The organism is Acidobacteriota bacterium (assembly GCA_016716905.1).
Lineage (GTDB): Bacteria > Acidobacteriota > Vicinamibacteria > Vicinamibacterales > SCN-69-37 > SYFT01.
In genome coordinates, this window is record JADJUS010000004.1 from 674,938 (window position 1) to 690,692 (window position 15,755).

Annotated in this window: 12 protein-coding genes; 3 read left to right on the plus strand and 9 right to left on the minus strand. The window is 65.4% G+C overall.

Annotated features, from left to right (window positions below; all coding sequences use genetic code 11):
• The first annotated feature begins 1 nt into the window (after position 1).
• Together IPL75_06955 and IPL75_06960 are read left to right on the plus strand one after the other, a co-directional pair.
• Complete coding sequence (locus IPL75_06955; protein MBK9239994.1) at positions 2 to 355, plus strand: winged helix-turn-helix transcriptional regulator; 354 nt, start codon at positions 2 to 4, stop codon at positions 353 to 355.
• Complete coding sequence (locus tag IPL75_06960; GenBank protein MBK9239995.1) at positions 352 to 1,122, plus strand: SRPBCC domain-containing protein; 771 nt, start codon at positions 352 to 354, stop codon at positions 1,120 to 1,122. The genes IPL75_06955 and IPL75_06960 overlap by 4 nt, the downstream gene beginning before the upstream one ends.
• Before the next feature lie 12 nt (positions 1,123 to 1,134).
• On the opposite strand, the gene IPL75_06965 is transcribed toward IPL75_06960, so the two are convergent.
• The 9 genes from IPL75_06965 to IPL75_07005 all read right to left on the minus strand — a co-directional run bounded on the left by IPL75_06965 (position 1,135) and on the right by IPL75_07005 (position 13,103).
• Entirely contained in the window at positions 1,135 to 1,815 is a 681-nt protein-coding gene (locus IPL75_06965; GenBank protein MBK9239996.1) for a hypothetical protein, read from the minus strand.
• A gap of 63 nt (positions 1,816 to 1,878) precedes the next feature.
• On the minus strand, positions 1,879 to 3,030 hold the full coding sequence (locus IPL75_06970; GenBank protein MBK9239997.1) for a hypothetical protein: 1,152 nt from the start codon (positions 3,028 to 3,030) through the stop codon (positions 1,879 to 1,881).
• Position 3,031: 1 nt separating this feature from the next.
• Positions 3,032 to 3,424, minus strand: a complete 393-nt coding sequence (locus IPL75_06975) for a hypothetical protein (GenBank protein MBK9239998.1) — start codon at positions 3,422 to 3,424, stop codon at positions 3,032 to 3,034.
• Positions 3,425 to 3,453: 29 nt separating this feature from the next.
• Positions 3,454 to 3,942, minus strand: a complete 489-nt coding sequence (locus IPL75_06980) for an RNA polymerase sigma factor (protein ID MBK9239999.1) — start codon at positions 3,940 to 3,942, stop codon at positions 3,454 to 3,456.
• A 49-nt stretch (positions 3,943 to 3,991) separates the two neighbouring features.
• On the minus strand, positions 3,992 to 5,779 hold the full coding sequence (locus IPL75_06985; protein MBK9240000.1) for a hypothetical protein: 1,788 nt from the start codon (positions 5,777 to 5,779) through the stop codon (positions 3,992 to 3,994).
• Positions 5,780 to 5,800: 21 nt separating this feature from the next.
• Complete coding sequence (locus IPL75_06990; GenBank protein ID MBK9240001.1) at positions 5,801 to 7,372, minus strand: glycosyltransferase family 39 protein; 1,572 nt, start codon at positions 7,370 to 7,372, stop codon at positions 5,801 to 5,803.
• A 5-nt stretch (positions 7,373 to 7,377) separates the two neighbouring features.
• Positions 7,378 to 9,060 carry a tetratricopeptide repeat protein gene (locus IPL75_06995; protein ID MBK9240002.1) on the minus strand — a complete coding sequence of 561 codons (1,683 nt, stop codon included), beginning with the start codon at positions 9,058 to 9,060 and terminating at the stop codon, positions 7,378 to 7,380.
• Between the two features lie 157 nt (positions 9,061 to 9,217).
• Entirely contained in the window at positions 9,218 to 11,395 is a 2,178-nt protein-coding gene (locus IPL75_07000; GenBank protein ID MBK9240003.1) for a hypothetical protein, read from the minus strand.
• Positions 11,337 to 13,103, minus strand: a complete 1,767-nt coding sequence (locus IPL75_07005; protein ID MBK9240004.1) for a carboxypeptidase regulatory-like domain-containing protein — start codon at positions 13,101 to 13,103, stop codon at positions 11,337 to 11,339. Before IPL75_07005 ends, IPL75_07000 begins: the two co-directional genes overlap by 59 nt.
• 175 nt (positions 13,104 to 13,278) lie before the next feature.
• On the opposite strand from IPL75_07005, the gene IPL75_07010 reads away from it, so the two are divergent.
• Positions 13,279 to 15,690 carry an ABC transporter permease gene (locus tag IPL75_07010; GenBank protein ID MBK9240005.1) on the plus strand — a complete coding sequence of 804 codons (2,412 nt, stop codon included), beginning with the start codon at positions 13,279 to 13,281 and terminating at the stop codon, positions 15,688 to 15,690.
• Positions 15,691 to 15,755: the final 65 nt, after the last annotated feature.

Sequence of the window (15,755 nt, forward strand, 5' to 3'; positions counted from 1 at the left end):
CGTGAGGCTGTCCGCGCCCGTCCTGTCCGCCCTGGCCTCGCCCCGGCGCCAGGAAATCCTGCGCCTGACGTGGCGGCGGGAACTGGCATCCGGGGACATTCACCAGGCACTTGGCGACGTCACCTTCGGCGCCGTGTCGCTGCAATTGCGCACGCTGGTGTCGGCCGGGCTGCTCGACAGCCGGGTGGATGGCCGGTACCGGCGGTATCGCGCCAACCGGAAGGCCTGCGGGCCCATGGCGCCGCTCCTGGAACGCATGTGGAGCGACAGCCTCTGGAAACTCAAACTGCTGGCGGAACTCGAACACTCGCGCCGGGGGCCACGCGCCGCCTCGCGCAAAAGGACACGCTCATGACTGCTGCCCCGTTGCCATTCGCCCTTGACCGGTCGATTCTCATTGGCGCCCCGCGCGCCACGGTGTTTTCGTTTTTCACGGATTCATCTCGCTGGGCCACCTGGTGGGGCGCCGGTTCGACCATCGACCCGGTCGTCGGCGGCCAGGTGTACATCCGGCATCCCAACGGCATCGAGGCTGGCGGCACCGTGCTCGAGATCGAGGCGCCACGGCGCATTGTGTTTTCGTACGGCTTCGCCAGCGGCGTGCCGATGCCCCTTGGCGCATCACGCGTGACGATCTCCTGCGAGAGCGAAGCGGGCGCCACACGAGTGACGCTGCATCATGCGCTGGCCACCGAGGCGGCGCGTGATGAACACATTCAGGGCTGGCGGTATCAGCTTTCCCTGTTCGCCAATGTGGTGGCCGGCGTGGTGCACAGTGGTGCCGCCGACAAGGTCGATACGTGGTTCGCGGCCTGGGCCGAGCCGGATGCCGCCGCGCGCGAAGCGATGTTGTCAGACGTGGCCGTGTCCGAAGTGCAGTTTCGCGATCAGTACAGTTGCGTGGATGGCCTGGCCGAACTCCTGCCGCACATTGCGGCGGCGCAGCGATTCATGCCGGGCCTGCGCCTGAAACGCGACGGCGACGTCCGCCACTGTCAGGGCACGGTCGTCGCGAACTGGACCGCAGTGGCCAGCGACGGAACCCCACGGGGCCGGGGCACGAACGTGTTTCAGATGAGTCCCGACGGCCGCATCTCTGCCGCCGTCGGGCTGTGGGGGTAGTGAATCTCGTAGCTACTTGCGTTTGTAGTACGTCTTCGACGCTGTTTCGCGCACGAGCGCATCGCCCTCGATGGACCACGACGTGCGGTTCACCACCGGACCATTGGCCGTGTCCATCGTCGTTTCAATCACGAGCTTGTCGCCGGCCCATGAGGCGTGTGCCCGGCCTTCGGCGCCGCGCATCTGCACCACCACATCTGAACCGTTGAGTGGATAGGCGGTCCGCACTCCGCCGATTTCGATCGAGAACGTGGATGAGTCCAGCGCAATGATCGTCTCGGCGTTCGCCGGCGTCCCGCCGACGCTTGCGATCACGCCACCGCGGCCTCCACCACCACCGCCACCACCGGCGACAGCAACGCCGCCCCCACCGCCGCTGGCCACCATCGTGCCCCCACCAGCACCGCCACCGCGTGCGACGACTGCGCCGCCGCCACCACCACTGGCCACCATCGTGCCGCCCCCAGCGCCGCCGCCGCTCGACACCACGGCGCCACCCCGGCCGCCGCCTCCGCCGCCGGCCACCATGACACCGGTCGGAGAACTGCTCATCGCCTCGCGACGCGCCTCCATCGTCTTTTCCGCGTCAACGACCCAGGTGCCTGAAAAGCTCCGTCCCTGTCCCGCCGCCGTCATTCCACTCACGCTCACGCACACGATCACTGCCGTCACGCCCATACACAGATTGCGCATGTTGTGCTCCCTTCGCGTCTAAAGAACCCCTGGGAGCGCCGATCGTCGCAGAAGGGAAGCGCGCTACTTCGAGTCGAGCAGGCGGAGGCGCAGCGAAAGACTATGGCCGTCGAGGACATTTGGCCCGCGCGGCACCGCCGTGACAGCGCCGCCGCCCGCACCAGCGGTGCCTCCGCCAGATCCGCGAGCCACCACAGTGGCGGTCGATCCACTGCTCACGGCACCCGCAGCGCCGCTGCTCATCACACCACCACCGACGCGCCCGCCGGCACCGCCGCCGCCCGCACCACCGCCCCGGCCCAGATACGCGCCGGCCGCCACGTACGGATCGGGCATGTCGAATGACACCAACTGGCCGGGCGACACCCAATCCACGGTCTTGCCTGGCGCACTGCCTGAAGAGACGAGACGCCCCGTGGGCTCGTGCGTCACCAGTCGCTGCAGACCCGCCCACAGCGCTCGTGTGCCATCGGCTCGGCGAACCGCTTTCAGCTTGCCCGATACCTCGATGATCATCGGTCCGTCGGTGGTGTCAACGGCGCGGCCCCGGAACGTGAAGCCGATGGTGCCCGCGATCAATCGCACCACCTGATGCTCCACAGTTTCTGTACCGTTGGGAGCCTTGTGCACCATCCACAACTCGGCATCCACGGCACCATCGATCACCGCTTCGGGATCGGTCGACACCAGCATCGGCATCGTTGCGCCCACTCGTAACTCCAGTCCCTTCACCGTTGCGGCGCAGGTGCTCTGCGACGGGCGCGTGATCTGATCGAGGCCGATGCGATCTCCCCGCTGGAGGGTGAGTTCGTTTGTGCCACCGGACCCGGTGGCCACCGCCCGGCCGCGTTCCCACAGGCGCAACCATGTGACGCCCACTGAGACCTGGGTGGTCGTTCGCGACCGTTCTGTGACCGTGACCCGCCATCCATCAGTGGCATCCGTCGGCGGCGTGCCCCGGGTGATCACTGACTGGCACAAGCTGCCACGGCTATACACGAACCACGGGTCGCTGCCTGGGGCGCCTGCCACACCAGAGACCGACGTGCCGATCTGACGGCCGTCCGGCAGCTGGACAGGTGAGGCCAGTGTGAGCTCGAACGGATCCGTCCGGTTCGCCATGGCGATGACGCCACCGCGCCCTCCGCCTCCCTGCGGTGGGGCAACCGCGGCCTGGCCGACCGTCAGCAGCGCGACCAGCGCAGCGCTCCACATCTCAGTTGCCTCCGATCGTCTCGCGCCAGTCCACGCCCTCTTCGAGTCGAATGACCCGCGTCGGCTGCGGCGCAGATGTAGGCACTGTCACCACGACAGGCGTCACCTCGGCGGCGGGGGCGGGCGCGAAAGGCGTCACCAGTCGGCCCGCAGCGAATCCTCCGGCCATGAACGCGACAGCCGCCGCAGCCGCCGCGGCCACACGCCATCGGCGCGGTCGCACCACTGTCTGCGCCTCATCCTGCGGCATCGTTGCGCCCACGAGCCGGCGCAGGGCCATCAGGTCCACCACGTACGCGCGGCCCTCAGCGGTTTCCAGTGCGCGCATGACGTCGCCATGCTGCACGGGCTCTGCGTCCACCCACGCGGCCAGCGTTTCCAAATGTGTGTCCATCGGACTCTCCTTCAACACGTTACTCCTGATCACGGCGTGCGCCGCAGGGCCGGCGCCAGGGTCGCCCGCAGCTCCTGGCGTGCCCGATGCAGACGGGACCGTACCGCAGCCGGCGTCAAGTCACACGCCACGGCAATTTCGTCGTAGTTCAGGCCGCCGACCTCACGCATCAGGAACACATCACGATCGAGGTCTGCCAGCGCCTCAAGGGCCTGATTGAGGGCCACCGCCAGTTCCTGGGTCGGGGCCGCCGCGCGCTCCACCATCGGACCTGTCGCGGGCCGCCTCGCGCCATCGCGCAGGAAATTGAGGCCGAGGTTCCTGGCCACGCTGAACACCCAGGCACGTTCGCCGCCGGCATCGGTGTCGGGCACACCGGCCCGGGTCACGCGCAGAAACACCTCCTGCGTCAGGTCGCGGGCGGGCTCAGACTGGCCGACCAGCCGGCACAAGTAGCGGAACACGCCCTGCCGGTGTTCGGAGAACAGGCGATCGGTCTTTGTCACCGTTGGGTTCACGCGCTCGGGCTCGTTCCTTAGAACCCCATGTCACGGCGTTTGTTGCAGGCTATTTTTTTCGAATGGCCCTGAGGACACGGCCCCCTGGCTGATCCTGGGCGGCGACAATGGCGCGCACCACGTAGTCACCCGACGTCAGTGCCCCGACAGGCACTGCGGCCGTTACCACAAAGCGATCCGGCTCACTTGTGGCAGCGAACGTTCCCTTGATCGTGACCAGAGCCGGACCGTTGGCAGTCCGCGCCACTTCAAAGACCGCTCCGACGGCTGCCCCCTGGCGGGCGCCATAAATTTCCAGGTAAGCCATCGCCGATGCCTCGCGGCCAAAATCCAGACGCGGCTGGAACCGGCCCTCGCGCGACAGCCCCACCACAAGCGCGCTCATCGTGAGCGGGCCTGCGCTGGCCAACTCGGCGTTGATCTCCGCGTCCGCGGCTCCCCCGCGGCCCGAGCTTTCCGTGGCCGCGACGCGAAGGCGATAGTGGCCTGCCGGCACAATCAGCGATGACGCGACCGGTGACGCCGTGAGCTCGGCGGGGCCAAGCTGCGTGCTCGCCACCAGCTTCCCTTCATCGTTGAAAAGGCCCACGATGGCCGACGATGGGGCGGCTGATTCATCGGGCGAATCGAAGAGTGCCACGACGCGAATCATCTGCCCGCCAGGTTCGCGCGAACTGAACCCCGTGATGCGCAAGGGGAGGTCGCGAAAGACCCGAGCGTCTTTCATCATGTCCAGTGGTGTCGGTGCGCCGGTGTTCACAAACCGCGCGGCTGTGCGCATCACACTGAGCTGAGGACGCTGACGCACGGTCGTGCCAGCCCGCGTCACTGCCAATGAGAATCCCCGGACCGTTCCGGTGGTTTCAGAAGGCTCCGGCTCCACGCGCGCGATGTAGTAGCCCGACGTCTCGCGCGCCACGCGAGACAGGGCCGAATTTGCCGCATCGCCCAGGTGCAGCAACGGACCACCCGTGGCGCCGGTCAAGTGCTCGAGGCCGGCCCTGCCGCCATCGGTCACCGCCAACTCAGGCTGGACCACGTAGAACTGGGCGCGTGCGGAGGCGGCTGCGGCCCCGACCTGCTTGAACTGGTCGGTTCGGAGTTGGCAGGGCGGAAGTATCCGCATCGCCGGCGTGGGCGCGGGCGCGGCGGTCGGGCCTGTGGGCACAGAAAGCTGTGCCGAGAAGAACACGATGGCGACCGGTGCTTCACCGCCGCGGAGGTCATCGAGGGTTCCGCGCAACGCCGCGAGTGTGGCAGTCGTGCGGCACGTGGCGTCTTCGGCGCCCTCGTTTGGCGGGGCCTGCCCGCCAATGCGGGTCAGGGCCTGGCTGATGCGGTGATGCTCGGTCGTCAGGTCAACAGTGAGTCCGCCATACGGCATGGTCATCAACGCCACACGGTCGCGGGGGCCGAGGAGGCGCAGAAACTGGATGATCTGTTCCTTGACGCCGGCATCGCGGCCAGGACGGACGGTGTACTGGTCAAGAATCAGCACGACGCTTCGGCCGCCGTCACCGGTGGCGTTGGTGCCGTACGGAGCAAGCGGAGCGTCCGCACCGGCGCCCGCGTCCCCTGCGGGGGCCGATGCGAGCGACACATATTCGAGCGAACGGATCGGCCGTGCGCGGCCGTCGATCTTGAGGGTGACTTCGTCCGCGCGCAGGTCAGCCACCGGCTGGCCATCTGCGCCGACCACCGCAAAATCCACCGCGATGAGCCGTGCGCGGTCTTGTGATGACAACACGAATTGCTGGGCGGCGGGTTGCACCGTGGCCAGCGCGAGGAGCCCGAGAGACGCGGCCATCAGCCGCAGCGACGCAAAGCGAAAGGGCATCCCCTTGAGGATACTCCGCGCTCAGTCGATGTAGTAGACGAAGATGGAATGGCCGATTCGCGCGACAGGCGTGTATTTGTCCAGCCATCGGAACATCGTCTGTGGCTCGAGATACACACCCTGGAGGTTGGTCACGCTGATGGCGACGTAGCTCTTTCGCTGGATGTTGATGCTGGTCGCCGCCGGATTCGGGTTTCTGAGCTGGTAACTCGGCAGCCAGTCGTACTTGATGCCGTAGCGATCGGGCGAATCGGTGCCGAAGTAGCTGAGATAGACACGGTCGATCCCGCGGCTGTCCATGAATTGCTTCAGGCCTTTGAGGTCTTGTCCCCAGTCGAGATTTGAGTCAACCAGGTAGCGGTAGCCGTGTGCTGGACCGCCGGCGAACTCGTTGAAGTACGCCAGATGATGCGGCCATGTCGTCCACGCCGTGACGGGGTACCACAGCAACGGCAGGATCAACAGGAATTTGAACCGGCTGCTGAGGTGCATGAGTGCGCCCGCCGCCACCACAAAGATGAACGGGTAAACGGGCAGCACGTAGCGCAGACCGATCGAGCGCAGCTCAACGCTGAAGAAGGCGAAGAACGCGACGATGGGGAGCCACAGGATGAGGTCGTCCAGGGTGATCGTGCGCCGGAACAGCTTCGCCATGACCAGAAAGAGCGCGCCGCCGAAGCAGAGCAGGAGGGGTATCGGCGTCTTGAGTAAAAACGCCACGAAGATGTAATACCACCAGCCCTCGCTTGAGAGCTGGCCCATGAGGTACGACCAGTGACCGGCTGCGCTGCTCTGAATGGTGAGTCCCTGCAGGTACGGTTGTGGGTTCAGGCCATAGCCGACCAGGAACACCGCGATCGTGCACGCCGCCGAGAGCAGCAGGCCTTTGATCGGCAGTCGACGGCCGCCGAACGCCATGAAGCCCAGGATGATTGCTTCGACCGGCAGCAGCAGCAGCGCCGGAAATTTCGAGAGCAGGGCCAGGCCGAGCGAGATCCCGGATAACACGTGGTACCGCCTGGTGTCGTGGACCAGGGCCTGTCGAAACAGCGCCATCGTGGTGAAACAGAAGACGGTCAGCGTCATGTCCGGTGTGATGAGCGCGCCGTGGGCCAGCATGTTGGGACAGAGGGCGAAAAACGCGAGCGCGATGAGGCCGGCGGCGAGGCCGTAGAGGGCGGCGGCCACGCGATACACGACATAGCCCAGCAAGAGCGCCTGCAGTATGACCATGAACCGCGCCCGGTTCAGAAGCCGGTCGTCACGGTTGGCCTCTGACGACAACAACGCCTGCCCGCGGGCGATGTCTGCCGCCCCGAGAAACGCGAGGTCTTTCGATGGCTCGGCAGAGTAGTTCCACACACGCCTGTCCAGGTCCTCCCAGAGCAGGGGCAGGCTGTCGAGGTAGTACGCAAGCGGCGGATGAATCGGAGCCGAGGGCACATCCCACTGCTGGTGACTGAGCAGGTAGTCGCCCATGCCGAAGTAGTTCGTTTCGTCCCACGTGGCAGACTTGGTGCTGACGGCGGTCGCGGCCTGGGCCGCGAACAGGGCGAGCAGGACAGGTACGAGCAGCCGCGCGCGTGTGGGCATCGCCGCTATGGTTCCTGGCGCGATGCGAGAGTGGCGGCCAGGCGGCGCCAGTCGTCGTTCGTGGGATCGAGCCGGAGGGCTTCCTGGCACTCGCGAAGCGCTTCAGCCACTCGGCCCTCCCTGGCGAGTGCGAGCGCGAGGTTGCCGTGCGCGAGTGCGTTGTCGGGCGCCAGGCGAATGGCTTCGGTGTAGGCCGCGATGGCGGCCTTCGGCTGGCCCGCTCGCGCGTGCATCGCCCCGAGGTTATTGTGCGCCTCGGCGAAGTCCGGCCGGACTTTTGTAGCAATCGCGAACTGGCCCATGGCCTCGGCCACTTTGTTCTGGAGGGTGAACAGCAGACCCAGGTTGTTGCGCCACTCTGCCTGATCGGGCACGATGCGAAGCGCCTGCCGGTATTGATCGATCGCCTCGTCGTTGCGGCCGACCTTGGCAAACACTTCAGCCAGACCCGCGTGCGCCCGGTGATTACCGGTGGTCACGGCGAGGGCTCGCCTCCATAACGTCTCGCTGTTGCGCCAATGCTGGACCTGCTGTCGTGCCGCAAACGCGCAGGCGCCAACGACGAGCAGGGCCGCCACGGCCGCCGCGGGTTGTAGCTGCGGTCGGCGTGCGATCAACTCGGCGCCGCCCCACGCAATGATCACGAAGAGGCCGACGAGCGGGATGTAGGTAAAGCGGTCCGCCATCAACTGGTCGCCGGCCTGAAACAGGCCAATCACCGGCAGGAGCGTGAGCAGGTACCAGAGCCAACCGACCAGCACGTACGGCCGTCGGTCTCTCTGCCGCACGGCGACGGTCGTGACCAGCGCCAGCGCCGCGCCCGCGCTGAGCACCTGCCACCACGGCGGCAACACGGGCGGATAGGGATAAAACACCGCGAGGCCAGACGGCCAGAACATCTGGCCGATGTACTTCACGTACGACAGCACGGCGTTGAACACGCGGAAGTCGAGCGACAGTTGCGCCAGTGTGCCCACCGCGCCGACTTGAGACTGCACAGTCAGCGTCGCGATGCTGACGATGGCGGCGAGCGCAAACAGCGGCACTTTCTCGCGAAGCAGCGACATCGTCGGCGGGCGGCGAAGCGGCCAGATGTCGAGGAGCAGCAGCACCACCGGCAGCGTGACGAGCATGGGTTTCGCCATCAACCCCATAGCAAAGAGGGCGACGACGACGAGATACCGGCGCGTCGTGCGCGCCTGCGCCCATGCGATGTACGCCCAGAGCGTCAGAAAAAAGAACAGCGTGCTGAGCACATCCTTGCGCTCGGCGACCCAGGCGACCGATTCCACGTGAAGGGGATGCACGGCGAACAGCGCTGCGACCAGCGCGCTGCGCCACTCAGCGCCTGTGGCTCGCCGCAGGAATCCGAACAACGCCAGCGTGCCCGCAATGTGCAGCACCAGATTCGTGACATGGTGCCCGCCGGCGTTCAGGCCGAACATCTCCACGTCGGCCATATGCGATAGCCACGTCGCCGGCTGCCAGTAAAACAGGTAGCCCGACGTCAGCGCCCACCAGACTCCCTGCCACGAAAGTCCGGCCGCCACGTTCGGATTGTTCGTGATGTACCAGGTGTCGTCGTAGGAGACGAACGCAAAGTCCCGCACGTCCGCGAACACAGCCAGAGTGATCGCCGCCAGTCCGGCCGCAATTATCCAGGCTCTGCGAGGGGAGGATTCGGTCACGACGAGATTGTACGCAATTCCCATCAGCAATCAGAGATCAGCAATCCGTCCCATCCCGATCCTCGATCGCTCCATCCTCAACCCTCAATAACGCAGTACAAAAAAAACGCCCGGCCGGGATTGCTCCCGGCCGGGCGGTCTGACAAGAGACGAGTTGTTACCAGTTGATGCGGAAGACGATCTGGCCGACACGTCCACCCGGGTCACCCGAGGTGTTGATGTCGGTGGCCGCCGAGGTCACCTGGAACGTGCCCGCGCCGGAGCCCGGCGTCAGGTTGTGGTTGAAGTTGATGTTCGCGAACGCGTTGAGGGCTTCGACGTTGACTTCGATGCTGCCCTTGCTCAGGAACGGGAACAACTTCTTGATGCGCAGGTCCACCTTCGTGTAGAGCGGACCGTTGATCTCGATGTCGGGCGCGTTGCAGTCGCCGCGGTAGACGGCCACGCAGCTCGCGTCGCTCGAGGGCTTCAGGTAACGGCCGGTCGGCACGCCGAGCGCCGCACTGTAGCCAGTGGCGGTCGTCGGGTCGGTGCTGTACGCGGCACGCGTGTTGGCAATGATGTCCGCCGGCATGCTGTACACCGTCGTGGAACCCGTCACTGCATCCTTGTAGATGCGGATCTTGAATTCGCGCGACAGTTCCTCTGCCGTCATGCCCACCAGCTTGGTGTTGGTCAGGCGGAAACGGTTGGTCTGGAAGCGGGCGTTGCCCGAGAATTCCCAGTTGCCGAGGATGCCATTGAGAATCGGGTTCATGTCCGAGCCGAAACGACGGCCGCGACCCACAGGAACTTCATAGGTGAAGTTGGTCTTGAACTCGTGCGGAACACCTGTCGAGTTGACCTCGATGTAGTCCATCCGGATGGACTGGAGCGACAGATTGTGGCGCACGGCGTACGTGTAGTTGGCGCTGACGAGCAGGCCCTTCGAGAGCCGACGGCGCAGTTCCAACTGCAGGCTGTTGTAACGCGTGCCTTCGCGATCCTGCACGATGAACGCGCCACCCGTGGCGGGGTTCATCACCCAGAAGTTGGAGGGCAGGCCGGCGGTCAGCGCGTTTGCGCGGAAGGCCGTGGTGTCGAGCGCGCCGGCGGCGCCGCCGAGCGCGGGGTTCAGCGTGCTGAAGCGGTTGTAGAACGCGCTGTTCGCATACTGCGTTGCGGTGTAGCGCGCTGGGTTGGTCACGTCCGCGCCCGACCGGCCGCTCAGGTAGGCCTGGTGGATCGGCAGGGGCGAGGTGCCCGGCGCGCCTGTGTAGGCGAACGTGTTCCCGCGGCCGGCCGCGATGTTGGCGGCCAGGTTGGCTCGCGCCAGCAGGAATTCGTCGTAGAAGCCGTTCTCGAAGAGCACGCGCTCGTTCCAGTTCTCTTCCGCCCACGCGTACTTGTTCTTGTTGCCGACGTAGCGCACTTCAAGCGCCATGTCGTCACCAAGCGACCGCTGGATACCCAGCGAGTACGAGTGCACGCGCGGTGTCTTGAGGTTCGGCTGGAACATGTTGAGGCTGTTCGCCGTGGTCGCCACGATCGGATAGACCGGCGACTCCGGGAACGCCGGCGCGCCGAGGCGGTCCTTCTGGCTGTAGAGCACCGGCCAGCTTTCGCCCGGGCACACGAGGCAGAATCCCGTGGTCGCGTTCCGGTCGGCCGACGTCGTGCCGCCGGGGTTGCTGCCCGCGTTGACCGTGAAGCGGTCGAAGCGCTCGACGTTATACGTCATCGAGTAGCCGGCGCGGACCGTGGCCTGGTCGGGGTTGCCGAGGACCGAGCGCAGGAAACCGTCCTGCACATTCGGCCGCCAGGCGAAGCCCACGTTGTAGCCCAGGTTCGTCCAGTTGGTCTTGTACGACTCATTGCCCACTTCGTAGGGAATGTAGGTCGGCACGGCTTTGCCGCTCTTGGCCGTGGGGTCGAACATGTTGCAGGCGCGTCCATCCGGACCCGCCCCGACACCCGAGATGCCGCAGAGGTCATCAATGGTGATCGTCGAGAACGTCTTGGTGACGGGCACGAAGGGCAACTGCACATCCCAGCGGATGCCGCCATTGATGGTCAGGGTCGGCGACACGCGCCATGAGTCCGACGCGTAACCAGCGAAGGCGTACGCCTTGGCCAGCTGCTTCAGGTCGCCGAGGTAAACGTACTTGCCTGTGGCCGCGTCCAGACGTGCCGTGCCGTTGACTGAACTCACGCGACCCGTCAACAGGGCATACAGCGCACGGGCGTCGGTCAGGTTCTGCGCCGTCGCGCCTGGGAACGCACCGCCGGTGGCTGAACTAAACAGGCCGGCCGCCGGGTCGAACGTCTCGTTGAACCCGATGTTCACTGTGGGCACCGTTGTCGTACCCGTTCAGGCGGTTGTGCACGCCCGAGAACGAACCGCCGAACGTGATGCTGTGCGAACCCTTCAGCCAGCTCAGGTCGTCGCTCACGCTCCACGTCGTGGTGTTACGCGGCGCAGCGTCGTTGCGAGTCGTCGCACCCGTGATGAGCGGCAGGCCGAGGCTGTAGCCACCCTGGTCTTCGAACATGGCCGGGGTGATGTTGGAGAAGAAGTCGTTCGGCGACCACTGCCAGCCGCCCTTGAACTCGTTCACCATGTTTGACGTCAGCGTGGAACGCACACCCAGCGAACCCGTGGTGCGATAGGAGTTCTGCGTGCCGTAGTTCGCGAAGCCGGGGAACCGCACTTCCGCGCTGTTGAGCAGGTCAGGATTGCTCTTGAACCGCTGCCAGTAGTACGTGGCGCTGATGCGGTGCTTGTCCGTCAGGTTGTAGTCGATGCGTCCGGTCGGCGCGTACTGATCGCCGCGGCCGCCCGGCTGGAACCGGTAGTTGTCCACGTTCCGGTTGGTGGTCTGGCTGACGACGCCTTCGATCTGTGTGGCCGCCTTGATCCTCGAGAGAATCGACTGAATGGTGGGGTCGAGCGTGGCGATCTGACCGTTGGCCCGCGCCAGCGCCAGAATGTCTACGGTCTGCTGCGTCGTGACGCCGCCAACCACGCGGTCATACGTGAAGATGCCCGCTGCGGCCGAGTCCTTCAGAATCGTACGGTCCCTTGTGGCTGACGAGGGCTGCCGCTGGTGTTCCATGTTGAAGAAGAAAAACGCCTTGCCCCGGCCGTTGTAGCCCGGCAGGACGATGGGGCCGCCGATGCGGCCGCCGTACGTGTACAGCTTGACGTCGTTCTTCGGAAGGCCGTTCGGGTTGGCCGCCGAGACCGCCACTTCATTGAAGTAGTAGTTCGAGTTGAACTTCGGATCGCGCCAGTAGAGGTACGCGCTCGACTCGAACTGGTTCGAGCCCGAGCGGGTGGTGAACGCCACCTGCACGGAACCCGCGCCGGCACCCACGCCGGGCACGGCGCCCGTGACCGTCACTTCTTCCACCGCGTCCATGCGGGGCGTGACCATCGAGAAGAAGCCGTCACCCGACTGCAGCGCGTTGCCGGTGCCGATGCCATCAATCGTGATGTTGACCGTGTTGTTCGGCAGGCCGTTGATGATCGAGCTGCGCAGGTTGTTGCCGACCGAGGACACGCCAGGGAGCATGGCCAGGGAGTACAACGCGTTGCGCGACGCCAGCGGAAGCTGGCTCAACTGCTCGGTGAGCAGCGTGGACGAAACCGTGGGCGACTGCGTCTGCACCATCTCGGTGCCGCCTTTGACTTCAATCGTCTCCGTCAGCGCGCCGATTTCGAGCTTGGCGGTGATCGCCGCGGGGGTTCCCGCAATCAGACGAACCTCGTTGGCGACGAACGTCTTGAAGCCCGACAGCGAGACCGTCACCGTATAGGTGCCGGCATTCAGACCGGGGATCGAGAACTGGCCGGTCGAGTTGCTGACCGCCTCGATGACGACGCCGGTAGCGTTATTTTTCACAACGACGGTGGCGCCGGGAATGGCACCGCCGTCGGTATCCAGGACCACGCCCGAGAGGGCTGAGCCTGAGGTAGCCTGCGCGAATGCAGGCGTGCTGGTGACGACCAGCAGCAGGGCGAGCATGACGAATCGAATACAACTGACGTAACGGTCTTTCATAGACTCCATCCTCCAAGCCGGGCCTAATCGTGCGCTTCATACAGACGATCGCTTTCGAACGGACCCGAACTGATCGACTGTAGGAGCCTACGACTCAGGAAGTCAACGTCGGCAGTGGTAGGGGGGGAGTATATTTTCCAAGAACGGACAACAGGCCAGTCCGTATACCTTCGCGATGCTCGCCCAAGACCTGCGCTACGCGCTCCGAACCCTCGTCACTCAGAAGGCTTTTGCCGCCGTCGTGGTGGTGTGTCTCGGTCTCGGAATTGGGGTGAACGCCACGATTTTTTCCGTGGCTGACGGGGTGCTGATTCAGCCGTTCCCCTATGCCGAGCCCCACCGCCTGGTGGTCATGAACGCGACCAACCGTGAGGCGGACGTCGATTGGGCCGGGTTGTCCTATCTCGACGTTCGAGACTGGCGGGCTCAAAGCACTCGGCTTTCTTCAATAGCGACCACTTCCGGACGAAGCTTGACGCTGTCTGATGGTGGCGAGCCCGTGCGCTACCGCGGTGAGGCCGTATCGTGGGACCTATTCCCAATGTTGGGCATTACCCCGATTGTCGGTCGTCCATTTGGGCCTGGTGACGATGCCGTGGGGGCACCCGATGTGGTGCTGCTGAGTGAAGAGGTATGGAGGTTGAGGTATCAGAGCGACCCGGCCGCCATCGGCCGCCGCGTGCTCATCAACAGCAAGCCGCACGAAATTATCGGGGTGATGCCAAAGGGCTTCAAGTTCCCCGAGATCGCGCAGCTGTGGGTGCCCGCCACGCCTTTGGTCCACGCCCAGCCCAGAGACAACCGCAGCCTGGAGGTCTATGCCCGTCTGGCCGACGGCGCGACGGTGGCACAGGCCGATGAGGAGGCCCGTGCGATCGCCGCGCGCCTCGCCGAGGCGTTTCCCGGCACGCACAAGGGATGGAGTGCCTGGGTGCACGACCTTCGGGACGAGTTGATTCCGACGGATGTATCGCTGGTGATCTGGCTGATGATGGGCGCCGCCACGCTGGTGCTGATCATCGCGTGTTCGAACGTCGCGAATCTGCTGCTGGCGCGCGCGACGGTGCGGCGCCGCGAAATTTCCGTGCGAGCGGCGCTGGGCGCAGGGCGCGGCCGGATCATCCGCCAGTTGCTCACAGAGAGTGTGGTGTTCGGCGTCATCAGCGTGCCCCTTGGGCTCGCGCTGGCCTATGCGGGGACGCAGTTGCTGACTGCCGCCATGCCGCCCGATCAGATTCCGTACTACATCCAGTGGCGCATCGACTGGCGCTCGGTCTCCTACGCCGTGGTGGTCGCCGTGGTCACCGCCGTCGTGTTTGGTTTGGTGCCGGCGTTTCAGGCCACCGGCGGCACATTGCACGACGAGTTGAAGGAAGGCACCCGCGGCAATAGCGGCACGCGCTCCCTGGCGCGCAACGCGCTGGTGGTGGTGCAGGTGGCGCTGGCAATTGTCTCGCTCGTCGGTGCGGCGCTGTTCGTGCGGACGTTTGTGAATCTCGACGACTACGAGGTGGGATTCGACCCGGCGCCACTGATGACCTTCCGGACCTACCTGCCCGCTGACGTCTATTCGGGCCCGGATGCCGTGACCAACCGGGTGCGCGATCTGGTGGAACGGCTCGAAGGCCTCCCCGGCGTGGAGGCGGTGTTTGCGTCCGCGATGGTGCCACTCGGTGGCGGCGGCGGGGGTGGCTCGTTGCACATCGACGGTGTGTCGTTTGAGAGCGGCCGGGAGCCGTATACGGACCTGTATGGCGTGACTCCAGGTTTTCTGAAGACCCTTGGACTGGCTGTGACAGACGGCGAAGACTTCACGGCCGCGCAGGGCTGGTCGCGCACGCCGGTGGCGCTCGTAAATCGCACGCTGGTCAATCGATACTTCGCCGCGAGCAGCCCGATCGGGCGGAGGGTGCGGGTGACCGAGTCGGGGAACAGCGACGAATGGCTGACCATCATCGGCGTCATCGAGGACATCAAACACGACGAGATCGATCCCGACGATGAGACGTACCCGGCGATTTATGTGCCTTACCCATATCAGGAATCGTTCGGGACGGGGGTGACGATGAGGGTGGCGGGAGAGCCGAGCGCGGTGATGCCGGCCGTCAGAGCCCAGGTGCGGGCCGCCGATGCGGACCTGCCGATCTACAGCGTGTTGACGATGGATGCGCGGCGGCGGCTGAGCTTCTGGCAGTTTGCGATTTTCGGGTGGGTGTTTTCGATCATCGGCGTGATCGCGCTGTTGCTCTCGGCAGTTGGTGTCTACGGTGTGCTGTCGTACTCGGTGTCACAACGCACACGGGAAATCGGCGTGCGGGTGGCGCTGGGGGCCAGTGCCGCAAGCGTGCAGACGCTGATCGTCCGCCAGGGGGTGATCCTCGCCGGCGTGGGGGTGGTGCTGGGGCTGGCCGCCTCGGCCGCACTCACGCAGAAGGCCGTGTCGCTGCTCTACAACGTGGCGCCCACCGATCCGCTCAGCTACACCGTCGTCGCCGTGTTCCTATTGTTGGTCGCCGGCCTGGCGAGTTGGGTGCCCGCCCGCCGTGCGATGCGCGTGGACCCGATCGAAGCTCTGCGGGGCGAATGACCAACAAAAACGACCTCTGAGGTCGGTCTCTTTCTTCAGAGGAGGAAAGAGAACCGACCTCAGAG

What these genes read in the sequence shown, in the direction of transcription:
- IPL75_06985 (MBK9240000.1), bottom strand. Translation starts at nt 5,779, where the DNA reads ATGCCCTTTCGCTTTGCGTCGCTGCGGCTGATGGCCGCGTCTCTCGGG.
- IPL75_07010 (MBK9240005.1), top strand. Translation starts at nt 13,279, where the DNA reads ATGCTCGCCCAAGACCTGCGCTACGCGCTCCGAACCCTCGTCACTCAG.
- IPL75_06975 (MBK9239998.1), bottom strand. Translation starts at nt 3,424, where the DNA reads ATGGACACACATTTGGAAACGCTGGCCGCGTGGGTGGACGCAGAGCCC.
- IPL75_06965 (MBK9239996.1), bottom strand. Translation starts at nt 1,815, where the DNA reads ATGCGCAATCTGTGTATGGGCGTGACGGCAGTGATCGTGTGCGTGAGC.
- IPL75_06990 (MBK9240001.1), bottom strand. Translation starts at nt 7,372, where the DNA reads ATGCCCACACGCGCGCGGCTGCTCGTACCTGTCCTGCTCGCCCTGTTC.
- IPL75_06960 (MBK9239995.1), top strand. Translation starts at nt 352, where the DNA reads ATGACTGCTGCCCCGTTGCCATTCGCCCTTGACCGGTCGATTCTCATT.
- IPL75_07005 (MBK9240004.1), bottom strand. Translation starts at nt 13,103, where the DNA reads ATGAAAGACCGTTACGTCAGTTGTATTCGATTCGTCATGCTCGCCCTG.
- IPL75_06970 (MBK9239997.1), bottom strand. Translation starts at nt 3,030, where the DNA reads ATGTGGAGCGCTGCGCTGGTCGCGCTGCTGACGGTCGGCCAGGCCGCG.